20 protein-coding genes are annotated in these 20,030 nt (G+C 70.4%); 11 read left to right on the top strand and 9 right to left on the bottom strand.

Translation table 11 applies throughout. The features are described 5' to 3' along the window. The first annotated feature begins 15 nt into the window (after positions 1-15). The 7 genes from CLV67_RS17185 (at position 16) to CLV67_RS17155 (ending at position 6,367) form a co-directional block, all read left to right on the top strand. Positions 16-792, top strand: a complete 777-nt coding sequence (locus CLV67_RS17185) for a DUF4142 domain-containing protein (protein ID WP_106319458.1) — start codon at positions 16-18, stop codon at positions 790-792. A 40-nt stretch (positions 793-832) separates the two neighbouring features. Then, positions 833-2,083: a Pecanex-like protein 1 gene (locus tag CLV67_RS17180; RefSeq protein ID WP_106319456.1), complete on the top strand. Its 1,251-nt coding sequence runs from the start codon at positions 833-835 to the stop codon at positions 2,081-2,083. Positions 2,084-2,282: 199 nt separating this feature from the next. After that, positions 2,283-3,242 (top strand): DNA-3-methyladenine glycosylase family protein, encoded by a 960-nt coding sequence (locus tag CLV67_RS17175; protein ID WP_373873113.1) that lies wholly within the window; start codon positions 2,283-2,285, stop codon positions 3,240-3,242. Between the two features lie 57 nt (positions 3,243-3,299). Beyond that, a complete protein-coding gene (locus CLV67_RS17170) occupies positions 3,300-4,580 on the top strand; it encodes a hemolysin family protein (RefSeq protein ID WP_203736846.1) in 1,281 nt (426 codons plus the stop codon). A 47-nt stretch (positions 4,581-4,627) separates the two neighbouring features. Further along, a complete protein-coding gene (locus CLV67_RS17165) occupies positions 4,628-5,194 on the top strand; it encodes a GAF domain-containing protein (protein ID WP_106319452.1) in 567 nt (188 codons plus the stop codon). Between the two features lie 26 nt (positions 5,195-5,220). After that, positions 5,221-5,421 carry a hypothetical protein gene (locus tag CLV67_RS17160; RefSeq protein WP_106319857.1) on the top strand — a complete coding sequence of 67 codons (201 nt, stop codon included), beginning with the start codon at positions 5,221-5,223 and terminating at the stop codon, positions 5,419-5,421. 34 nt (positions 5,422-5,455) lie between these two features. After that, positions 5,456-6,367 carry a diacylglycerol/lipid kinase family protein gene (locus CLV67_RS17155; protein WP_106319450.1) on the top strand — a complete coding sequence of 304 codons (912 nt, stop codon included), beginning with the start codon at positions 5,456-5,458 and terminating at the stop codon, positions 6,365-6,367. A gap of 6 nt (positions 6,368-6,373) precedes the next feature. Here CLV67_RS17155 and CLV67_RS17150 read toward each other — a convergent pair whose 3' ends face one another. Continuing rightward, positions 6,374-7,471: an MBL fold metallo-hydrolase gene (locus tag CLV67_RS17150; RefSeq protein WP_106319448.1), complete on the bottom strand. Its 1,098-nt coding sequence runs from the start codon at positions 7,469-7,471 to the stop codon at positions 6,374-6,376. Positions 7,472-7,560: 89 nt separating this feature from the next. Between CLV67_RS17150 and CLV67_RS17145 the strand changes: the two genes are divergently transcribed. Next, positions 7,561-8,139: an LURP-one-related family protein gene (locus tag CLV67_RS17145; protein ID WP_106319446.1), complete on the top strand. Its 579-nt coding sequence runs from the start codon at positions 7,561-7,563 to the stop codon at positions 8,137-8,139. A gap of 10 nt (positions 8,140-8,149) precedes the next feature. Further along, complete coding sequence (locus CLV67_RS17140; protein ID WP_106319444.1) at positions 8,150-9,616, top strand: deoxyguanosinetriphosphate triphosphohydrolase family protein; 1,467 nt, start codon at positions 8,150-8,152, stop codon at positions 9,614-9,616. A gap of 266 nt (positions 9,617-9,882) precedes the next feature. Here CLV67_RS17140 and CLV67_RS17135 read toward each other — a convergent pair whose 3' ends face one another. The 6 genes from CLV67_RS17135 to CLV67_RS17110 form a co-directional block, all read right to left on the bottom strand. Further along, entirely contained in the window at positions 9,883-10,605 is a 723-nt protein-coding gene (locus tag CLV67_RS17135; RefSeq protein WP_106319442.1) for an SDR family oxidoreductase, read from the bottom strand. A gap of 125 nt (positions 10,606-10,730) precedes the next feature. Next, entirely contained in the window at positions 10,731-12,386 is a 1,656-nt protein-coding gene (locus tag CLV67_RS17130) for a GMC oxidoreductase (RefSeq protein WP_106319440.1), read from the bottom strand. Between the two features lie 40 nt (positions 12,387-12,426). Further along, positions 12,427-14,025: a phospholipid carrier-dependent glycosyltransferase gene (locus tag CLV67_RS17125; protein ID WP_106319438.1), complete on the bottom strand. Its 1,599-nt coding sequence runs from the start codon at positions 14,023-14,025 to the stop codon at positions 12,427-12,429. 24 nt (positions 14,026-14,049) lie between these two features. Next, positions 14,050-14,478, bottom strand: a complete 429-nt coding sequence (locus CLV67_RS17120) for a peptidase associated/transthyretin-like domain-containing protein (RefSeq protein WP_146169210.1) — start codon at positions 14,476-14,478, stop codon at positions 14,050-14,052. Between the two features lie 111 nt (positions 14,479-14,589). Next, positions 14,590-15,552 carry a CDP-alcohol phosphatidyltransferase family protein gene (locus CLV67_RS17115; protein ID WP_239165946.1) on the bottom strand — a complete coding sequence of 321 codons (963 nt, stop codon included), beginning with the start codon at positions 15,550-15,552 and terminating at the stop codon, positions 14,590-14,592. A 79-nt stretch (positions 15,553-15,631) separates the two neighbouring features. Continuing rightward, a complete protein-coding gene (locus CLV67_RS17110) occupies positions 15,632-16,636 on the bottom strand; it encodes a fatty acid desaturase family protein (protein ID WP_106319432.1) in 1,005 nt (334 codons plus the stop codon). A 108-nt stretch (positions 16,637-16,744) separates the two neighbouring features. On the opposite strand from CLV67_RS17110, the gene CLV67_RS17105 reads away from it, so the two are divergent. Continuing rightward, positions 16,745-18,031 carry a sensor histidine kinase gene (locus CLV67_RS17105; RefSeq protein ID WP_106319430.1) on the top strand — a complete coding sequence of 429 codons (1,287 nt, stop codon included), beginning with the start codon at positions 16,745-16,747 and terminating at the stop codon, positions 18,029-18,031. Then, positions 17,983-18,621, top strand: coding sequence for a LuxR C-terminal-related transcriptional regulator (locus tag CLV67_RS17100; RefSeq protein ID WP_106319428.1), 639 nt, complete (start codon positions 17,983-17,985; stop codon positions 18,619-18,621). Before CLV67_RS17105 ends, CLV67_RS17100 begins: the two co-directional genes overlap by 49 nt. A gap of 7 nt (positions 18,622-18,628) precedes the next feature. Here the strand turns inward: CLV67_RS17100 and CLV67_RS17095 are convergent, their stop codons facing one another. Both CLV67_RS17095 and CLV67_RS17090 read right to left on the bottom strand, forming a co-directional pair. Further along, the gene (locus tag CLV67_RS17095; protein WP_106319426.1) at positions 18,629-19,666 is read right to left on the bottom strand and encodes a WD40/YVTN/BNR-like repeat-containing protein; all 1,038 of its coding nucleotides are present in this window, start codon (positions 19,664-19,666) and stop codon (positions 18,629-18,631) included. Positions 19,667-19,684: 18 nt separating this feature from the next. Further along, positions 19,685-19,870, bottom strand: coding sequence for a hypothetical protein (locus tag CLV67_RS17090; protein ID WP_106319424.1), 186 nt, complete (start codon positions 19,868-19,870; stop codon positions 19,685-19,687). Positions 19,871-20,030: the final 160 nt, after the last annotated feature.

Raw genomic sequence — 20,030 nt, 5'->3', positions numbered from 1 at the left:
GGTTGGAGGAAAGACATGAGGACCCGCCGTATTCCCCGATGGCTGGTCGCCACGTTGGCACTGTCCCTGGCGTTCATGGTGACGCCGACCGGTGTCGCGCACGCGGAGCCGGTCGTGCCAGTGCCCCCGAACACCGGTCTGACCGACAAGGGCGCCGGCGTGGTCAGCGCCGCGGACCGTGACTTCGTGGTGAAGGTCCGGCTGGCCGGTCTCTGGGAGGTCCCGGCCGGCAACATGGCCGCGGAGAAATCGGAGAACCCGACGATCCGGAAGATCGGCGCGGACATCGCCAAGCAGCACGAGTCCCTCGACGCGCTGGACCGCGCGGTGGCCGCGAGGCTCGGCATCATGCTGCCGAACAAGCCGAACGGTGACCAGCAGGCCTGGCTGAACGAGATGAAGACAGCCGCGACCCCGCAGCAGTTCGACCAGATCTTCATCGACCGGCTCCGGGCCGCTCACGGCAACATCTTCCCCGCGATCGCCACCATCCGCGGCACCACGCGCAACGACTCGGTCCGCAAGCTCGCGCAGCAGACCAACCAGTTCGTGATGACGCACATGACCCTGCTGGAGAGCAGCGGCATCGTCGACTACGCCGCGCTGCCCACGGCGCCGGCTCCGAAGGCCGCCGCGGGGCAGGGCCCGGTGCCCATCGACAACCAGATGCTGGTTTCAGCCACCTCCGGGGAGAACATCCCCGGCCTCAGCAACACCGTGATCCTGTTGGTCCTCGCTGCCGCGCTGGTTGTCGGGGTCGTCACCACCATGCGCATCTTCCGCGCACGGTAGGTCAAACATCGCCCACGGCGACAGAGAAAGGTGTCACCCCATGCGAAGGTCCAAGTACCGCCGCGCCAATACTCCGGCGTGGTTCAGCGGTCGGCGCCGCATCATCGCCCTCGCCGCCGCCTCGCTGGCAGCGTTCGGTGGTGTCGTGGCCGTCACGCAGATCTCGAGCGCCAGCTCTGAGGACCCGGTCACCAACCGTGCCCTGGCCTCATGTGACAACCTCACGGCGCCGAAGTCCTCCCGGCTCTCGACGCAGACCCGGAAGGGCACGTACACCACGAACAACGGCCAGGTCACGCAGCACGCGGACGACGGCGCCGGCGACGTGGCGACGACCAACCAGGTCCGTACCCGGTGCCGCGAGTGGGTCATGAACAACGTGGCCTCCGACGCCGAGACGCTGGCCCGCCGTAACCGTGGCCGCGGCAACAACAACGGCGGCAACAACAACGGTGGCAACCAGGGCGGCAACAACGGTGGCAACCAGGGCGGCAACAACGGCGGCAACGCCAGCGCCCAGCCGAGCACCGGCGCCCAGCCGAGCACCGGCGCGAGCAGCCAGCCGCCCGCCCAGGGTGGCAACAACGGCGGCAACAACGGTGGCAACCAGGGCGGCAACAACGGTGGCAACCAGGGCGGCAACAACGGCGGCAACCAGGGCGGCAACAACGGCGGTAACAACGGTGGCAACCAGGGCGGCGGGAACCAGAACCCGCCTCCGGCCGCCACCACCCCGCCGCCCGGCGCCGGCCTCGGCATCCTGACCAACAGCTGCGAGACCTCCGACCTGGATGCGCACGACGGCTTCCAGCGGGGCAACCGTTGCGTCTCCACCGAGTTCGGTGAGGTCGGTGCCGCCGCGAACAACCCGACCCTGCTGATCACGAACGCGCCGCGTCAGGTGAACCGGAACCAGCCGTTCACCATCCAGGTCAGCACCCGCAACCTGATCCGTGACCGCTTCCTCGCGGCCGGCCAGGGCGGTTACTACGTGGAGAGCAGCGTGCTGCAGGGCGGCCTGGTCCGCGGTCACTTCCACAGCGCCTGCCGGATCCTGGACAACCGCAACGCGGCTCCCGCTCCGGACCCGGTCCCGGCGTTCTTCGTCGCGACCGAGGACAGCCGTGGCGGGGCACAGGCCGACACCGTCGCCATTCAGGTGCCGGGTCTGGCCCAGGCGGGCGAGTTCCAGTGCTCCTCGTGGGCGGGTGACGGTTCGCACCGTATCCCGATGATGGAGCGCGCCAACCAGACGCCGGCCTTCGACTCGGTTCGCATCCGGGTCCGCTGACCGTCGATCACTGATCGCGGAGTCGCGAGTCGCTTCGCCGGGAGCCGAACCGGACCGGGTTCTCCCAACCCGGTCCGGAACCCCCCATCGGCACCGGCGGCCGTCCTTCCCCCTGCCGGACGGGACGAGCGGATCCGCAAACGGTGACCGGACCTTTCTCGGGTGTCCGGTCACCGGCTGATGGCCCTGACCACGGAGCATGGTCAGGGCCATCGGCGTGCCCGCGGGTGGGCCCGGAGAGTGGCATAGTTGCGCGGTGACCGTGACCCGCCGGCTGACGCCTCCCGAGCGCTACGCCTTCGAGCGCACGGTGCGTCCGCTCCTCGTGCCGAAGCACGATCCGTGCGGACTGGTTCGCGAGGACGGCTTCTGGCTCGCCATGCGCACTCCCGACGGCCCGGCCACCCTGCATCTGGCCCGCGAGGCCGGTGAGCTCGTCGCCACCGGGCACGGACCGGGTGGATGCTGGGCGGCCGATCGCGCGGACGCGATCGCCGGCCTCCGCGACGACGTGAGCGGTTTCCCGGCGTTGGCGGCGCGGCATCCGCTGGTGGGGCGTCTGGCGAAGACCTTTTCGGGCGTACGCCTACCGGCGACCGGCGTTCTGTTCCCCCGATTGCTCAGAGCGATTCTGGAGCAGAAGGTCACCGGCAAGGAGGCGCACCGGTCGTACCGCGCCGTGTGCCGTCATTTCGGCGAACCGGCGCCGGGCCCCCTGGCCCTGGTATTGCCGCCCGACCCGGTGGCCGTGGCGGCCACCGCCTACTGGGCTTTCCACCCGTTCGGGGTCGAGCAGCGCCGTACACAGGCTCTGCTGCGGGCCGCGCAGGTCGCGGCCCGGCTGGAGCGCTGTGCCGACGCGGCCGAGGCGACGGTCCGGTTGACGGCCCTGCCGGGGATCGGCCCGTGGACCGCGGCCGAGACGGTCCGGCACACCTACGGCGATCCGGACGCGGTGAGCGTCGGCGACTTCCACATCCCGAACACGGTGGCGTTCGCGCTGGCCGGCGAGGCTCGCGGCACCGACGAGCGGATGCTGGAGCTGCTCGAGCCGTTCCGCGGTCACCGTGGCCGGGTGTGCGATCTGCTGGCGATGGGCGGGATCGGCGCACCGAAGTTCGGGCCGCGGATGCCGCTGCGGTCGTTCTCCCGGTTCTGAACCGATCGACTCGCTAAATTGTTCGGGAATGTGTCATTTGTCCCGAAAGGCGTCGTGATGGATGGCATCGGTGTGCCGGTCCTCCTGGTGTTCCTGCTGATCCTGGTCAACGCCGTGTTCACCGGCAGTGAGATGGCGGTCATCTCGCTGCGCGAGGGGCAGGTGCAGCGCCTGGAACGGGAATCCCGGTCCGGGCGGGTGCTGGCCCGGCTCACCCGGGACTCCAACCGCTTCCTGGCCACCATCCAGATCGGTATCACCCTCGGCGGCTTCCTGGCCTCCGCGGTGGTCGCGATCTACCTCTCCCGGCCACTGGTCGAGCGGCTCGACTTCCTCGGCGCCGCCGCCGAACCGGTCGCCACCTTCCTGACCACCGTGGTGCTGACCTTCGTCACCCTGGTGCTCGGCGAGCTCGCGCCGAAACGGATCGCGATGCAGCGGGCCGAGGGCTGGGCACTGCTCGTGGCCCGGCCGCTCGACCTGCTGTCCCAGTTCTCCCGCCCGGCCGTCTGGCTGCTCGGGAAGTCGACCGACGGGGTGGTCCGGCTGGCCGGGGTGGACCCGCACGCCCAGCGCGACGAGGTCACCCCCGAAGAGATCCGTGACCTGGTCGCGGCCCAGCAGGAGTTCTCCGCCGAGCAGCGGACCATCATCTCGGGTGCCTTCGAGATCGCCGACCGGATCCTGCGCGAGATCCTGGTGCCCCGCCGGGACGTGCTGACCCTGCCCAGCGGGCGGCCCGCCGCGGAGGCGCTGCGCGCACTGATCGACGGCGGGCACTCGCGGGCCCCGGTGATCGGACCGGCCGGCCTGGACGACGTGATCGGCGTGGTGCACCTGCGAGACCTGGTCGGCGCGTCCGGCCCGGTCGACGAACTGGCCCGGCCGCCGATGTTCCTGCCGGAGACCCTGCGGGTGACCGACGCGCTCAAGCAGCTGCGGGTCGAACGCCAGCCCCTCGCCCTGGTCGTCGACGAGCGCGGGGCCATCGACGGCATCGTCACGATCGAGGACCTGGTTGAGGAGATCGTGGGCGAGATCTACGACGAGACCGACCGGGACGTGGCGGCGACCGTGCGGGAGGCGGACGGCGCCCTGCTCATGCCCGGCTCGTTCCCCATCCACGACCTGCCGGACGTCGGATTCCAGGGCTACCACGAGGAGGAGGGCGACTACACCACGATCGCCGGGATGGTGCTGGCCAAGCTGGGTCACATCCCCACCGAGCCGGGCGAGGTGGTGACCCTGCCCGAGTTCACCGCCGAGGTGACCGAGGTGACCGGGCGGGCCATCACCGAGGTACGGGTCCGAGCGCTGCCGGTGGAACAGGACGACTGACGCTCTGTGCGACCTTCGGGACGCTTGGCGGGAATAGGCTGCCATCCATGACAGAGTCGTCGAGCGCTTACGAATATCTGGACAACGTGGACCCGCGCGAGCAGGCCCGCCTGGAGGCCGTACGCCGGTACCGCCTGGTCGACCAGCCGGTCGAGGAGGCGTACGACCGGATCGCGTTCGTGGCCGGCGCCCTCTTCGGCACACCGATCGCCACCGTGTCCCTGGTCGAGCGGGACCGGGTCTGGCTGGCGGCCTGCCAGGGCCTGAGCGGCGTACGCGAGGTCGGCAAGGAACCCGGCCTGTGCGCCTCGGTGATCGCACAGGACGAGGTATACGTGATCAACAACGCGGCCGTGGACCCGCGCACCCTGGAGCACCCGCTGGTCCGCGGCGACCTGGGCCTGCGGTTCTACGCCGCCGCGCCGATCCGCACCCACGACGGCTACCGCCTCGGCACCGTCAACGTGATCGACAGCGTGCCGAGGGAGGCGGATCAGCGGCAGCTCAAGGCGCTGGAGCACCTGGCCTCGATCGTCGCGGACGAGCTGGAGCTGCGGCTCATGGTGATCCGCAGCGCGGCCGCCGAACAACGGATGCGGGAAACGGTGAACTGATCGCGCCGGCTGGGTATGTGGAGGACATGATCTGGAACCTTGTTCGCCGCATCGTCCTCACCGCTGTCCTCGTCCCGCTCGGCGTCGCGGGAGCCCGCAAGCTCAGCGACACCGTCGAGCGTCGCCGTGGACCGAACAACCGGGTGTCCCGTCTGCTCCGCCGCGGCGCGGACGCCACCCAGACGCTGTTCGGCCGCAAGAAGCGGCGTCGCTTCGGCTTCCTCTGATTGATTTCCGTGGGCATCGGGTAACGGCGGCGGCATGCGAACACCACGCACGATCGCCGTCGTCGCCCACCAGCGGAAGACCCTCGGCGGCGGCCTCGACGAGCTGCGCCGCCTCCTCACCGGACGCGGCGTCGAGAAACTGATCTGGCACGAGGTGCCGAAGAGCCGCAAGGCCCCGAAGAAGGTACGCAAGGCCGTCGAGGCCGGTGTGGACCTGCTCGTGGTCTGGGGCGGAGACGGCATGGTCCAGCGCACCCTGGACGTGCTCGCCCGGGAGAAGGGCGGCAGCAAGATCCCGGTGGCGATCATGCCGGCCGGCACCGGCAACCTGCTCGCCGGCAACCTCGGCATCCCCACCGACCTCGAGAAGGCCGTCGACATCGCCTTCACCGGCGAGCAGCGACGATACGACCTGGGCCGGCTCGGCGGGGAACACTTCGCCGTGATGGCCGGCGTCGGCTTCGACGGCGCCATGATCAAGGACGCCGACGGGGCGCTGAAGGACCGGCTGGGCAAACTCGCGTACGTCTGGACCGGCATCCGGCACGTCAACGGTGACGCGCCGCGGGCGAGGATCAAGGTGGACGGCACCGACTGGTTCGACGACGAGGCCAGCTGTGTCCTCATCGGCAACGTCGGCACCATCACCGGCGGCATCCACGCCTTCGACGACGCGGCCCCCGACGACGGCTGGCTCGACGTCGGCGTCGCCACAGCGCAGAACGCCCTGCAATGGGCCCGCGCCCTCGGCACGATGGCGGTCACCCGCTCCGACCACTCGCCGTTCGTCCGCACCACCCGGGCCCGCCGCATCGACGTCACCCTGGAGTCCAAGCTCGAGTACGAACTCGACGGTGGCGCCCGGGCCAAGACGAAGAAGTTCACCGCGGAGGTCGTACCCTCCGCGGTGAAGATCTGTGTCCCGAGGAAGTCGGACGAGGAATGACGGAGCTCAGCTGATCTGCTGCCACCAGCCGTCGACCGGTGGCGGGTTGTCGACGTCGACCCGCTCACCGGGCCGCGGCACGGCGAGCTTCACGTCGCGCGCCTTCGCCTCCCGCCAGGTGCGGTCGGCCGGCTCCGACCAGTCGTGCAGGGCCAGGTTGAAGGTCGCCCAGTGCACCGGGATCATCAGCCCGCCCCGCACGTCGACGTGGGTGGCCACCCCGTCCTCCGGAGTCATGTGGATGTCCGGCCAGGCGTCGCCGTACGCCCCGACCTGCACCAGGGTCGCGTCGAACGGCCCGTGCGCCTCGCCGACCTCCGCGAATCCCGGGAAGTAGCCCGTGTCGCCGGAGTAGAACACCTTCCGGGTCGGCCCGTTGATCACCCAGCTGGCCCAGAGCGTCTCGTCACGGCCCAGCCCGCGCCCGGAGAAGTGCCGAGCCGGCGTGGCGACGAACTCGACCCCGGCGACCGTGGCCCTCTCGTTCCAGTCCAGCTCGACGATCCGGCCGGCGGGGACGCCCCAGCGCTCCAGGTGCGCGCCGACGCCGAGCGGCACCAGGAATTTCGCCGCCTGCAGGTCGACCAGGTTCTGGATGGTGACCATGTCGAGGTGGTCGTAGTGGTCGTGGGAGATCACCACGGCGTCGATCGGCGGCAGCTCACGCAGTGCCACCGGCGGCTCGTGCAGCCGCCGCGGACCGGCCAGCCGCGACGGTGAGCACCGGTCGCTCCACACCGGGTCGAGCAGGACCCGGCGGCCCTCGATCTCGATCAGGGCGGACGAGTGGCCGTACCACGTGATGTGAAGTCCCTGAGCATCCCCGCCCGGGACGGGAGTGACCAGCGGGACCGGAAGATGCGGCCGCCGAGCCTCCCGGCCGGTCGCCGCCGCGACCGCGAGCCGCGGCATCGATGCCGCGACGAGCTCGGTGGCGGGGACGGTGTTACGGAACTTGCCGCCCGAGAACTGTGGTGACGACTCGACCCGGGTCCGGCGGGAACCGGCTGCCCGGGCGCCCAGCTGAGCGGGAATGTCACGGGCGGCCCAGACCGCCGCGGCTGCCAGCGCCAGTGCCATCACGGTACGCGTTCGTTTCGCCATGGTCTCCAGTCTGACCTGCCCCGGTTGATGACGGCCACCACCTGCCTCAGCGTCTGCTCAGCAAGTGACCGGTATGACACACTGCCGCGGTGACGCAAGACACCCTTCAGGCGCAGGCCCACCTCATCGTTCGCCAGCGCATTCGACTCATGGTCAACCAGTACGAGGTCCACGCCGTCTCACCCGACGGCCAGGAGGCCGGCATCCTCGCGTTCGCTCAGCAGAAGCGGATGGCGTTCAAGGAGCAGGTGACCCTCTACACCGACGACACCAAGCAGACGCCGCTGCTCGGCTTCAAGGCCCGCCAGGTCATCGACCTCGGCGCGACCTACGACGTGACCGACGCGAACGGGCAGCCCATCGGCCTGTTCCGGAAGAACTTCGCGGCCTCGCTGCTGCGCTCCAGCTGGGTCGTCGAGCAGCCCGGTTACGGCGAGATCACCGGTCAGGAGCGCAACCAGTGGGTGGCGATCCTGCGGCGGTTCGTCGACTACCTGTCGTGGCTGCCGTACCACTTCGACTTCACCATCCAGGGCCGCCCGGCCTTCTCGGTGGTGCGCAAGTGGGGCCTCCGCGACACCTATCAGGTGAGCATCCACGACCAGTACCTGGACCGCCGCCTCGTGGTGGCCATGGCCGTCGCGCTGGACGCTCTGCAGAGTCGGTAGATTCATCGGGATGGACGATCCACGTGCTCAGCGGCTCTTCGGTGACAGTCTGGTAGCTCCGGGAGATCTGGCGCAGAGCCCGTTCCGGGTCGACCGGGACCGGATCGTCAGTTCACCGTTCCTGGCCCGTCTCGCCGGGGTCACGCAGGTGATCAGCCCCGGCGGGGCGGGACTGCTCGTGCACAACCGGCTCACCCACAGCCTCAAGGTGGCTCAGGTGGGCCGGGCCATCGCCGAGCGGCTCCGGGCATCCGCTCCCGATCTGTCGGAGAAGCTGGGCGGCTGTGACCCCGACGTGGTCGAGGCCGCGGCGCTCGCCCACGACCTGGGCCACCCACCGTTCGGGCACCTCGGCGAACGGGTGCTGGACCGGCTGGCCCGGCAGCGGCTCGGGCTGCGCGACGGCTTCGAGGGCAACGCGCAGTCGTACCGCATAGTCACCAGCACCGAGATCGGCGGCCAGGCCACCATCGGGCTCAACCTGACGAACGCGGTCCGTGCCGCGATCCTGAAGTACCCGTGGACCCGGCGCACCCATCCCGACCCGCACCCGCGGTTCATGGACCCGCCGCCGCGCGGGGCCGCGGTCGTGCCCGACGACCCGGACGGCGGCTCGCTCAAGTTCGGCGCCTACTCCACCGAGATCGCCGACGTCCGTGCCGCCCGGGCCCCGTTCGCCGGCCGGGTCGCCGATTGGCAGCAGACCGTCGAGGCCTCGGTGATGGACACCGCCGACGACATCGCGTACGCCATCCACGACCTGGAGGACGTGCACCGCGTCGGTGTCCTCCAGCAGGGCCTGGTCGCCACCGAGCTGATGGCCTGGCAGCGCTGGCGCAGCGAGTCCGACCTCACCCGCGCCGGTGGCGCCATCGAGTCGCTGCGGCGGCGGTTGCGCCGCAAGGAGGACTGGATCGCCGACGACGAGGCCTTCGCCGACGCCGTCGAACTGGTCCGCGCCGAGCTCGTCGACGGCCTCCTGGCCCGCCCCTTCGACGGCTCCCTGGAGGCCGAGGCCAGGGTGGCGGCCTTCTCCGCCAACTGGACCCGCCGCCTCGTCGAATCCGTCGAGCTGATCGGCCAGCCCGCCGTCCGCAGCGGTCACGCCCAGCTGTCCCGCGCGCAGTGGCACGAGGTACAGATCCTCAAGTTCGTCCAGAACCGGTTCGTCCTGGAACGTCCCGATCTGGCCCTGCATCAACGCGGTCAGGCCCGCCTCCTGGCGTCTCTGGTCGAGGCCCTCTCGGCATGGCTCACCGATCCCGACGAGGAGCAGCGTCTGCCGCGCCGTCTCCGCGATCTGGTCCAGCTCGCCGAGGCCGAACTGCCGCCCGGCACCCCGGAACGACTCTCCCGCGCCCGGGGCCGAGCCGTCATAGACTTCGTCGCCGGCCTCACCGACAGCCAGGCCGTCGGCCTCATGGAGGCCCTTTCCGGCCGCTCCCGCCAGCTGTGGACCGACGCCTTCATCCTCTGATTTCTCCCGCGAGTCCCTCCACCAGGCCTCAGACCCCTCAACCCCTTTGCCGGTACGCGGCCCGCCGCCACTCGACCGCACACCTGGCCGTCCCCTGGCTCCGCCCGCGAGGCGGCTGCCCACTCCCGCCCGCCAAGGCCCCTCACGGGCTGAATCAGTGGTCACCACCCTCCGGGGGTAGCGCCCCAGAACCCGGCTGTGTCGCACCGTTGTCTCGCGCTGAGACGGCGGTGCGACACAGCTGTGGAGATCCGCTGCGGTTGCGGTCAGATCACGAAGCCGCCGCCGGCGTGGAGGTTCTGGCCCGTGACCCAGGCGGCGTCGGGGCCGGCCAGGAGGGCGATCACCGCGGCGACGTCCTCCGGGGTGCCGAGGCGCTGGAGGGCGGTGAACGCGACGGCCCGTTCGAGGCCCTCCGGAGTGTTGACCGAGCGCAGCATGTCGGTGTCGGTGGCGCCGGGCGAGACGGTGTTGACCGTGATGCCGCGTGCGCCCAGTTCGCGGGCGGCGATCTTGGTGACCTGCTCGAGGGCGGCCTTGCTCGCGCTGTAGAGGGCGCCACCCGGTGCCGGGACCGCGGTGTTGAGGCTGGACAGGTTGATGATCCGGCCGCCGTCACGCAGCAGTGGGACGGCGGCCTGGATGGCGAAGAGCGGGAACTTCGTGTTGATCGTCAGGATCCGGTCGAAGTCGGCCGGGGTGATCTCGGCGATGGGCTTGGCGAAGGCCACCCCGGCGTTGTTGACCAGGATGTCCAGGCCGTCGCGGACGGTTTCGAAGACGGCCGGGAGCGTGTCGAGGTCGGCCTGATCGCAGCGGACCGCGACCGCGCCGGTCTCCTCGGTCAGGGCGTCGGCGGCGTCCTTGGCGGAGTGGTACGTGAACACGACCCGGGCGCCGTCAGCGACCAGGCGCAGCACGGTGGCCCGCCCGATGCCACGGGAGCCGCCGGTGACGAGAGCAGTCTTTCCGGTCAGAGGGAGCGTCATACCCGTCGATGCTAGGCGTCCCCGAAGGTGCCGGGCGGCCCCGAAAGGGCGGCATGCCGGGAGTGGCCGGCGTGCCGCGACAAGGACGGCGAGCTACGAGGGGGAGATGAACCCGCGAGAGGGTGTCAGCCGGAGGTGGGTCGTAGAGGGATCAGCCGCAGGGCGCCGGGGGCGTGGGCCGGGACGGCGGGGGAACGGGGAGCGACCGGATCGACGCGCCGGTACCCGGAGCCGAGATCGGGCCTCGGGTCGGCCTCGCCCTTGTTGGGCCACAGCGCGACGGCCCGCTCGGCGAGCGCGGTGATCGTCAGGGACGGGTTGACGCCCAGGTTGGCGGGCACCGCTGACCCGTCGATGACGTGCAGGCCGGGGTATCCGAAGACCCGGTGGTACGCGTCCACGACACCGGTCGACGGCGAGTCGCCGATGGTCGCGCCGCCGAGGATGTGGGCGGTGAGCGGGATGTTGAAGATGTCGCCCACGGTGCCCCCGGGGTACCCGCCGATCCGGTCGGCGATCCGCCGGACCGCTTCGTGACCGACCGGGATCCACGTCGGGTTGGGCTTGCCGTGACCGAGTGAGGTGGTGAGCCGGCCGGTACGCGTACGCCGTACCGTCAGCGAGTTGTCCACCGACTGCATGACCAGCGCGATGATGGTCCGCTCGCTCCACCGGCGCACCGACAGCGAGTGCCCGAGCACCACCGGGTGCCGCAGAGCCTGCCAGAGGAACCGCAGCGGCCGCGGCACCCGCCCGCCGCCGTCGACGAGGATCGTCGAGAGCAGGCCCATGGCGTTGCTGCGAGGCCCGTACCGGACCGGCTCGATGTGGGTGTCGGCGTCCGGGTGGAACGACGAGGTGATCGCGATGCCCTGGGAGAACGGCTGCTCGGGCACGTCGGCGGCGGCGGCGCCGAGCAGGGCCTCGGAGTTGGTCCGGGTCAGCTGCCCGAGCCGGTCGGACAGCCCGGGCAGCACTCCGCGGTCCTTCATGGTGTGCAGCAGCCGCTGGGTGCCGAGCGCTCCGGCCGACAGGATGACCTGCTCGGCGGTGAAGACGCCGCGCCGGGTCTCGATACGCCAGCCGTCGCTCGTTCTGACGACCGCCGTGACCTCGGTGTCCGGCTGCACGGTCACCCCGGCACGCTCGGCCAGGTAGAGGTAGTTGACGTCGAGCCGGTTCTTGGCTCCCACCTTGCAGCCGATCATGCAGTTGCCGCACTCGACGCAGCCGGTACGTTCCGGGCCGGCGCCGCCGAAGTACGGGTCGGGCACGGTCTTGCCGGGTTCGCCGAAGTACACCCCGACGGGGGTGCGCCGGAACGTGTGCCCGACCCCCATGTCCTCGGCGACCTGCTTGATGACGACGTCCGACGACGTCATGGTCGGCTGTTCGGTCACGCCGAGCATCCGCGACGCCTGGTCGTAGAAGGGTGCCAGCTCGGACGACCAATCGGTGATGTGCGACCAGTTCGCGTCGGCGAAGAACGGTGCCGGCGGTACGTAGAGGGTGTTGGCGTAGACGAGCGAGCCGCCGCCGACCCCGGCCGCGGACAGCACCATGATGTCCTTGAGCAGGGTGATGCGCTGCATACCGCGGAGCCCGAGCTTCGGCGCCCAGAGGAAGTTGCGCAGGTCCCAGGAGGTCTTGGGCAGGGTCTCCGGAGTGAACCGGCGGCCGGCTTCGAGCACGGCGACCCGGTACCCCTTCTCCGCCAGCCGCAGAGCGCTGACGCTGCCACCGAAGCCGCTGCCCACGATCACGATGTCGAAGTGCGTCATCGGGTCACCTAAGCATTACCAGCCGGTAACCATCAAGGGGTCAGCGTCGATATATCCGGATCGAGTACCCGACGTGGTCTATCTCCCGCGATGTGGCGATCATCTGTTTCAGCCGGGGCCCGGCCAGGGCGACCCGGGAGTCGGAGACGACCAGCAGGCCGCGGATCTCGTCGAGCGGCACCGAATACGGATCGCGCGCCCTGATTCCGTAGTAGGAGGGCACCCCCGACCCCTTGTAGACCAGCCACACCTGCTCGCCGGGATATCTCGTGCGCAGATGCTGTCCCAGCCGGGCCAGGTCCTGCCCCCAGTCGACGTTGGCGTCGTGCAGGTTGAGGTGGGTCTGCGAGGTTCCGCCGAAGGCCTCGTTCGAGTACGGCAGGTAGTACGGGAAGGTCAGCGCCGACGTGGCCGCCACCCAGAGCACGAGCAGCCCGGCGGCGATCCGCGACCATTTCCACTCGATCAGTGCCACGGCGCCCGCGGCGACGGCCAGGAACATCGGCAGGTGGATGGCGTACCGGGTGCCGTAGTTGCGCGCACCGGTCATGGTGACCAGCAACAGCACCGCGGAGACCGGCAGCAGGTAGAGCAGCGCGACCCGCAGCCTCGGCACCACCAGCATGGTGAACACCCCGCCGATCCAGAGCGCCAGCATCGCCAGCGGCGTCTTGATCAGGATCGCGACCGGCATGTAGTACCACGGCGACCCCTTGTAGGACTCGCCCAGCAGGAACCCGTTGAACAGCCGGTTCTCGAACTTGAACTGGATCAGCATCCCGTCGCGATAGGCCTGCGGGAACGGCAGCAGGTCCACCGCCAGGCCCTTGAGGCCCTCGACGTCGGGCAGGTTGGGCGGCGTGGTCCAGCGCAGCCGGGGATCCACCACGAGATACACGAACCACACCACGGCCACGGCGATCAGCCCGGCACCCGCGGCCGCTCCCGCGGCGATCAGAAGGCGTCGCTTCAGGTCATCGGTCCGGGCACGCCAGGCGGACAGGCCGACGAGCAACATCACCAGCGGTACGGCCGGGAGCACACTGGCCCGCGTCGCGAGGGCCGCGCCCAGCGCCACCCCGGCGAGGGGCACGTACAGCCCCGGCCGGGTCCGGGCGCGCCAGGCCATCCAGAACGCGGTGAGCAGCATCCCCGCGGCCGGCACGTCGAGGGTGGCGAGCGAGCCGTGCGCGATGACGTCGGGGGAGAAGCTGTAGAGCGCGAGCGCGATCAGCCCGGCCCACGGCCCCGCCAGGTCGCGCGCGAAGAAGAACACCACCAGCCCGAACACCAGGGTGAGCACGATGATCGGCAGCCGGGCCAGCAGCATCAGCTGGAACGGGTTGTTGCCGCTCTCGTACAGCAGATGGCGTCCGAGCCGGGTCTGGTTGCCGGGGTAGGCCGGGTCCAGCTCGGCCCCGGCGAACGCCGTGCCGGTCGCGATGATCAGCTTGCCGAGCGGCGGGTGCTCCGGGTTGTAGCGCAGGCTGTGCTGCTGCCGGTAGATCTCGGCGGTGGCCACGTAGACCGGCTCGTCGATCGTCGGCGACTGCTGCATCGCCGTGGTGACCATGGCGAACGCCATCTGCGCCAGCATCGCCACGACCGCCAGGATCTGGATCAAGCGGCGTCGTGGCATCGGGCCAATCTAGCCGTGGTCCCCTCAGACGCCCACTGTGCGGGTCGCCACCATCCCGCGGGACGCGTCGCCGGTCACCGACGGCATCTCCAGGGCCCACCCGTCGGTGAAGCAGTCGTCGCCCGCGATCGTCATCGCGTCGAGGCGGCGCCGTTCGTCCGGCCGGTACGCCTTGGCGCACGCGTCCTGCGGCAGGGCGAGTTGCGCGGCGTGCAGGAGATCACCGTCGGAGTGCACCGCGAAGTGCACGTGCGGCCAGTGCCCGGCGTGGGCACCCGGGAACGCGCTGCTGAACGCGACCCAGCCGGCCGGGTCGACCGGCTGCCGGCTGCGGTTCCGGTGGCCGCCGCAGTGCCAGAGGCTGACTGTGCAGCCGGTCCGCGGGCGACCCGAGTTCGAGCTCACCAGCCGCAGTTTCACGGTCAGCGGCACACCGATGGCAGTCTCCGTCATGGCGGTCTGTTCGGCACCGATCCCGGTGCCTGAACCCCGACGCCGGTGGCAGAACGGGAGCACCCCCGGTGCGACGTGCGCGCCGGGGGTGTCAGATGACCGGTGGTGACCTCAGACCGAGGACGGGACGCGTTCGGTCTCCTGCTCCTCGTGGGCGGCCTTGGCGGCGGCCAGCTTGCCGGGGAACTGCTGGCAGGCCCGGAGCAGCTTGTAGATCAGGAACATCTCGAAGGCGAGCAGCGCGGCGCCGGCCGCGATGGTCACTCCGAAGATCAGGCCGGTGATCGGGCCGACGATGAAGACGAACATCTCGTACTCGATGCCGCTGAACAGGTGCGTCCGGATCCGGTTGCGGCGCAGCGTCGCGCCGATCCGGTTCTTCAGCGAGCCGCCGCCGGCCGCGGCCGGCGCGGGGGCGGGCATCTCGTCGCCCGGCTCGCCCATGTCGGCGCCCGAATCGGCCCGGGGCGCGACCGGCAGGCGGTAGGCGGCGATCTGGTCGCGCATGCTGGCGCGCACCTTGGTCATCTGGGCGCTGTTCAGGTAGCGGAACAGGTCCAGGAAGACGGCCACGGCCATGAGCCAGAGCCACGCCACGTTCTCGGTCTGCACGTACTGGCCGCCGAACAGGGCCAGCGCGATGAAGAAGACCCGCACCCGGTCGAGCACGAAGTCGAGCCACTGCCCGAACATCGTCCCCGTCCCGTTCAGCCTCGCGATCTTGCCGTCCATACAGTCGACGACGAAGCTGATGTGGAACAGGATGCCGCCGGCGACGAGCGCCCACCGCTCGCCGGTGGCGAAACAGGCGGCCGCCCCGAATCCGAAGATCGAGGCGATAAGGGTCAGAACGTTGGGCGTGATCCATCGGTACGGCGCAACCAGACGCACCAGCCGAGCCGCCAGTGGATCGACCAGGAGCACGGTCCACCACGCGTCAACCGGTTTGTAAGTCCGTTCCCGGATTTCCTGCAAGGTCACCTTCACGCGCGGCACTTTAGACCTTAATCCCATGAGAACGCTATGTGGCCCGCCGGTGAACCAGGGCCACTTACCTGCGGTAATGCCGATCAAGGCGGCCCGTAGTCGGAATTTTCGGCAAAGTCACAACACGGTCTCGCTCGTTGTTGTAGAGCACAACTCTACGCGTGCCTCACCTGACACGCAGCTCGACGCCCACGTCGTGAAGGTGCCGGAGCGCCTGACGATAGGACTCCACCAATCCGGTCATCTCGTACGGAACACCGATCTCGTCGCAATAGTCCCGAACGATCGGCTGCGCCCGGCGCAGGTTCGGCGTCGGCATGGCCGGGAACAGGTGATGCTCGATCTGGTAGTTGAGCCCGCCCAGCGCCGCGTCCACGAACGGCCCGCCACGCACGTTGCGTGACGTCAGCACCTGTTTGCGGAGGAAGTCCTCGGTTCCGTCCGGGTGCGGCATGCCCTTGTGGTTGGGGGCGAACGTCAGGCCGAGGTAGACGCCGAAGAGGGCCTGGTGCACCACCAGGAAGGCCAGTGCCTGGGCCGGCGACAGGACCAGGAGCAGCGCGGCGGCGTACCCCAGGAAATGAACCGCGAGAAGCACGGACTCGAGGCCGCGTCGCTTGACCGAGCCGCCGAGAAGCGCGCGGACGCTGTCCCGTTTGAGGGAGAGGCCCAGGAGGGTGAGCAGCGGGAAGAAGAACCACGCCTGGTGGCGCACCAGGAAGCCCTTGCCACGGGCACTCTCGCGGGACCACACCAGCACGTCGGGGCTGACGTCCGGGTCCAGGTCGTCATGGTTCGGGTTGGCGTGGTGCTTGGTGTGCTTGTCCATCCAGTAGCCGTAGGACATGCCGATCGCCAGGTTCCCGGCGATCATCCCGGCCCGCGCGCTCGGTGCGTTCCGGCGGAACACCTGCCGGTGCGCCAGGTCGTGCGCCACCAATGCCACCTGGGCGAACGCCACGGCCAGGAACACGGCCACAGCGAGCGTCCACCAGGACGCTCCGACCAGGAAGAACGCGGTCCAGCCGCCGATCATGGCGAGAGAGACCAGACTCAGTCGTACGGCGTAGTGGCCCGGCCGCCGGCGCAGGAGCCCGGCCGCGTTGATCCGGCGGTTGAGCTCGGCGAAGTCGCTGCCTGCGGTGGCGCGTGTCTCGGCTGTCGTCGTCATGCCGCAAGCGTTCCGGCGAAATGATCGACGGGCAGGAGTGTCAGGCCACCGAATCACGGTAGGGCTGGCACTACCGACAACGTGGCGGCGGCTGGCGAGGATGGTGGCATGGACTCGCGTGACTGGATCCGCGACGGCGTCCGTGCGGTGGCCGGCGGCCTGCTCGCCGTCCCGCTCGCCGTCGTCAATCTCCCGCTGTTCCTGTTCTTCGTGGTCGGGCTGGTCCTGACCCCGGTGTTCGGGATCGGCCTTCTGGTGCTGCCACTGGTCACGTTGCTGATCCGGGCCCGCGCCGACGCCGCCCGCAGGCTCGCCGCCGGACGTGGCGTGGCCATCTCCCGGCCGTACCGTCCGCGCCCGGAGAAGGCCGTCTTCGGCGGCGTGGGCTACTACCGGTGGCTGATCACCGACCCGGCGACCTGGCGGGACTTCGCCTGGCTGGTGCCCGGCACGGTGATCGGCCTGGTGCTGGCGGTGTTCACGCTGGCACTGCCCGTCTACGGGGCCGAGGGCATCCTGCTCATCCCGCTGTGGATCTGGCTCGGCACCGACTCGTACGGCTACGGCATGATCTGGCCGATCGAGACCCTGGGCGAGGGTTTCCTGTCGCTGCCGCAGGGCGCGCTGATCCTGGCGATCGGCATCGCCGCGGCGCCCTATCTCCGACGGGCCGACGCCCTCTTCAACCGGCTGTTCCTGGCACCGACCCGGGCCGCCGAGCTGCGTCTGCGGGTCAGCCAGCTCACCGTCACCCGGGCCGACACGGTCGACGCACAGGCCGCCGAGCTGCGCCGGATCGAACGCGATCTGCACGACGGCGCCCAGGCCCGGCTGGTCGCGCTCGGCATGACGATCGGGCTGGCCGAGGAGATCGTCGACGCCGACCCGGCCACCGCCCGCAAACTGCTGGCCGAGGCGCGGGAGACCAGTTCGGCGGCCCTGGTCGAGCTGCGTCACCTGGTCCGCGGCATTCACCCGCCGGTGCTCGCCGAGCGCGGGCTGGAGGGCGCGGTGCGGGCGCTGGCGATGGCCCTGCCCACCCCGACCGAGGTGACGGCGTCGCTGCCGGGACGCCTCGACACGCCGGTCGAGTCGGCGGCCTACTTCGCGGTCGCCGAGGCGCTGGCGAACGCGGCCCGGCACGGCGGTGCCCGGAACACCGCGGTGGACCTGTGGCACACCGGGGACTCACTGTTCATGCGGATCAGCGACGACGGCCGTGGTGGGGCCGATCCGTCGGGTGGGACCGGGCTGCGGGGCATCGAACGCCGTCTCGCCGCCTTCGATGGCACGATGAGCCTGTCCAGCCCGCCGGGCGGACCGACCGTCGTGACCATGGAGCTGCCGTGCGCGTTGTCCTCGCCGAAGACCTCGCCCTCCTCCGGGACGGGCTGACCCGTCTCCTCGAGGCGTTCGAGTTCCAGGTCGTGGCGTCGGTCGACAACGGACCGTCGCTGCTGCCGGCCCTGCTGGAGCACAAGCCGGACGTGGCGGTGGTGGACGTACGCCTGCCGCCCACCTTCACCGACGAGGGGCTGCAGGCGGCGATCGCGGCCCGGCAGCGGGTGCCCGGCCTGCCGGTGCTGGTGCTGTCCCAGCACGTCGAGCCGCTGTACGCCCGGGAGCTGCTGACCGACCGGGCCGGCGGTGTGGGTTACCTGCTCAAGGATCGGGTGGCGAACGTGGCCCAGTTCGTGGACGCGGTGCGCCGGGTGGCGGGCGGCGGCACCGCGATGGACCCGGAGGTCGTCTCGCAGCTGCTCGCCCGCCACCAGCCGCCCCTGGCCGCGCTGACCGGCCGGGAGCGTGAGGTGCTGGGACTGATGGCCGAGGGCCGGTCGAACGGGGCGATCGCCACCAAGCTGTTCATCGGTGAGAAGGCGGTCAGCAAGCACATCAGCAGCATCTTCACGAAGCTGGGCCTGCCGCCCTCCGACGACGATCACCGCCGCGTCCTGGCCGTCCTCGCCTACCTCGACGTCTGAACCCCGGTCACTTCCGCAGGCGTGCGATCCGGCCGTCGCGGCCGGACGCCCAGCAGGAGCCGTCATCGGTGCAGGCCACCGCGTCGAAGCTGCCGGAGTCGAACCGGCGCCAGGTGACGCCGCCGTCGAAGGACACGTCGCTGCCGGTCGGCCCGACCGCCAGCGCGGTCCGTCCACGCCACCAGGCCACCCCGGACCGGTACTCGCCGGGCTCCCTCTTCGACACGGTCCAGTGCCGGCCACCGTCCCGGGTGACCGCCGCACCGTCCGGCGCGGACGTCTCGGTGTTGTAGTCGCCACCGACCGCGATCCCGTGCCCGGGGTCCCGGAACGCCAGTGAGTAGATTCCGGCGCTCGGCCCGCTGGGCAGCGGCGAATCGCTCACCTTCCAGGTGCGTCCGCCGTCGCGCGAGCTGAACACCCGGGCGGTGGCGTCACCGCCGGTGGCGAACCAGGCGTGGCGGCCGGACGAGACGAGACAGGTCCCGCTGGCCGCGAAGGCGAACTCGCCGGGCAGCGCTTCCGGCATGCCCTCGGTCGGGCTGACCTTCCAGGTGCGGCCGCCGTCGCGGGTGGCCAGGATCCGGAACTTCCCGCCGACCGGGTCGGACAGGGCCAGGCCGTGCCGCCGGTCGGAGAACGTCAGGCAGTCGTAGAAGGCGACCGGATCGTCGTTGCGGAACGTCTCGGTCCAGGTGGCACCGCCGTCCGAGGTCGCGTACACGCGGGAGTCCGGGCCGTTGCCGATGGTGAGGGCCACCGCGTTGCGGGAGTCGAAGGCCTCGATGTCCCGGAACTGCAACGCGGCCGCGTCCGGTGGCCCGACCGAGGCCCAGGTGCGTCCGCCGTCGACGGTCCGCAGAACCGTCCCGGCGGACCCGGCGGCCCACGCGACGTGTCCGCTGACCGGGGCCAGCCCACGGAACCGCGCGGTCGTGCCGGTGTCGGTGAGCTGCCAGGACAGTCCGGGGCCCGGGGTGAATCCGGTGCCGCCGGCCACGACGAGGGCGAGCACTGCTATGGACAGATTTCGATGCAACGTCATGCCGGCGAACCTACCGCGTCAGGCGGCGGATCTCGACGGTCCCGGTGACGGTACGGGTGCGGGCGCCTCGTTCGCGAAGAGCCGCCCGGCGAGCAGGCCACAGCCGAGGATCAGCACCGCGGCGATCATCGCGACCAGTCCCTGCGTCACGGGGCGCGGACGCCGGCCGGGCAGTCGCTGGAATCCGTTCAGCGCATCCATCATCGCCGCCCCTCTCCGCATCCCACCTCGATTCTCAACGGGCGGGGCGCTTCGGCGGTTGTCACTCGTTCTGGGTCAGTCGAACAACCGGGTACGAACCCCGTGTCCGTCGCATCACCATTAATGGGAGGTTTCGCTGATAGGAGAGGCCTGCCGATGGATG

Source organism: Actinoplanes italicus (genome assembly GCF_003001815.1).
Lineage (GTDB): Bacteria > Actinomycetota > Actinomycetes > Mycobacteriales > Micromonosporaceae > Actinoplanes > Actinoplanes italicus.
Note: the sequence above shows the minus strand (reverse complement) of the source record. Positions and strands in the feature narration are given on the sequence as shown.

Coding starts and splice junctions, on each gene's coding strand:
- CLV67_RS17185 (WP_106319458.1), top strand. CDS start 16: ATGAGGACCCGCCGTATTCCCCGATGGCTGGTCGCCACGTTGGCACTG.
- CLV67_RS17180 (WP_106319456.1), top strand. CDS start 833: ATGCGAAGGTCCAAGTACCGCCGCGCCAATACTCCGGCGTGGTTCAGC.
- CLV67_RS17175 (WP_373873113.1), top strand. CDS start 2,283: ATGGTCAGGGCCATCGGCGTGCCCGCGGGTGGGCCCGGAGAGTGGCAT.
- CLV67_RS17170 (WP_203736846.1), top strand. CDS start 3,300: ATGGATGGCATCGGTGTGCCGGTCCTCCTGGTGTTCCTGCTGATCCTG.
- CLV67_RS17165 (WP_106319452.1), top strand. CDS start 4,628: ATGACAGAGTCGTCGAGCGCTTACGAATATCTGGACAACGTGGACCCG.
- CLV67_RS17160 (WP_106319857.1), top strand. CDS start 5,221: ATGATCTGGAACCTTGTTCGCCGCATCGTCCTCACCGCTGTCCTCGTC.
- CLV67_RS17155 (WP_106319450.1), top strand. CDS start 5,456: ATGCGAACACCACGCACGATCGCCGTCGTCGCCCACCAGCGGAAGACC.
- CLV67_RS17150 (WP_106319448.1), bottom strand. CDS start 7,471: ATGGCGAAACGAACGCGTACCGTGATGGCACTGGCGCTGGCAGCCGCG.
- CLV67_RS17140 (WP_106319444.1), top strand. CDS start 8,150: ATGGACGATCCACGTGCTCAGCGGCTCTTCGGTGACAGTCTGGTAGCT.
- CLV67_RS17135 (WP_106319442.1), bottom strand. CDS start 10,605: ATGACGCTCCCTCTGACCGGAAAGACTGCTCTCGTCACCGGCGGCTCC.
- CLV67_RS17130 (WP_106319440.1), bottom strand. CDS start 12,386: ATGACGCACTTCGACATCGTGATCGTGGGCAGCGGCTTCGGTGGCAGC.
- CLV67_RS17125 (WP_106319438.1), bottom strand. CDS start 14,025: ATGCCACGACGCCGCTTGATCCAGATCCTGGCGGTCGTGGCGATGCTG.
- CLV67_RS17120 (WP_146169210.1), bottom strand. CDS start 14,478: ATGACGGAGACTGCCATCGGTGTGCCGCTGACCGTGAAACTGCGGCTG.
- CLV67_RS17110 (WP_106319432.1), bottom strand. CDS start 16,636: ATGACGACGACAGCCGAGACACGCGCCACCGCAGGCAGCGACTTCGCC.
- CLV67_RS17105 (WP_106319430.1), top strand. CDS start 16,745: ATGGACTCGCGTGACTGGATCCGCGACGGCGTCCGTGCGGTGGCCGGC.
- CLV67_RS17095 (WP_106319426.1), bottom strand. CDS start 19,666: ATGACGTTGCATCGAAATCTGTCCATAGCAGTGCTCGCCCTCGTCGTG.
- CLV67_RS17090 (WP_106319424.1), bottom strand. CDS start 19,870: ATGATGGATGCGCTGAACGGATTCCAGCGACTGCCCGGCCGGCGTCCG.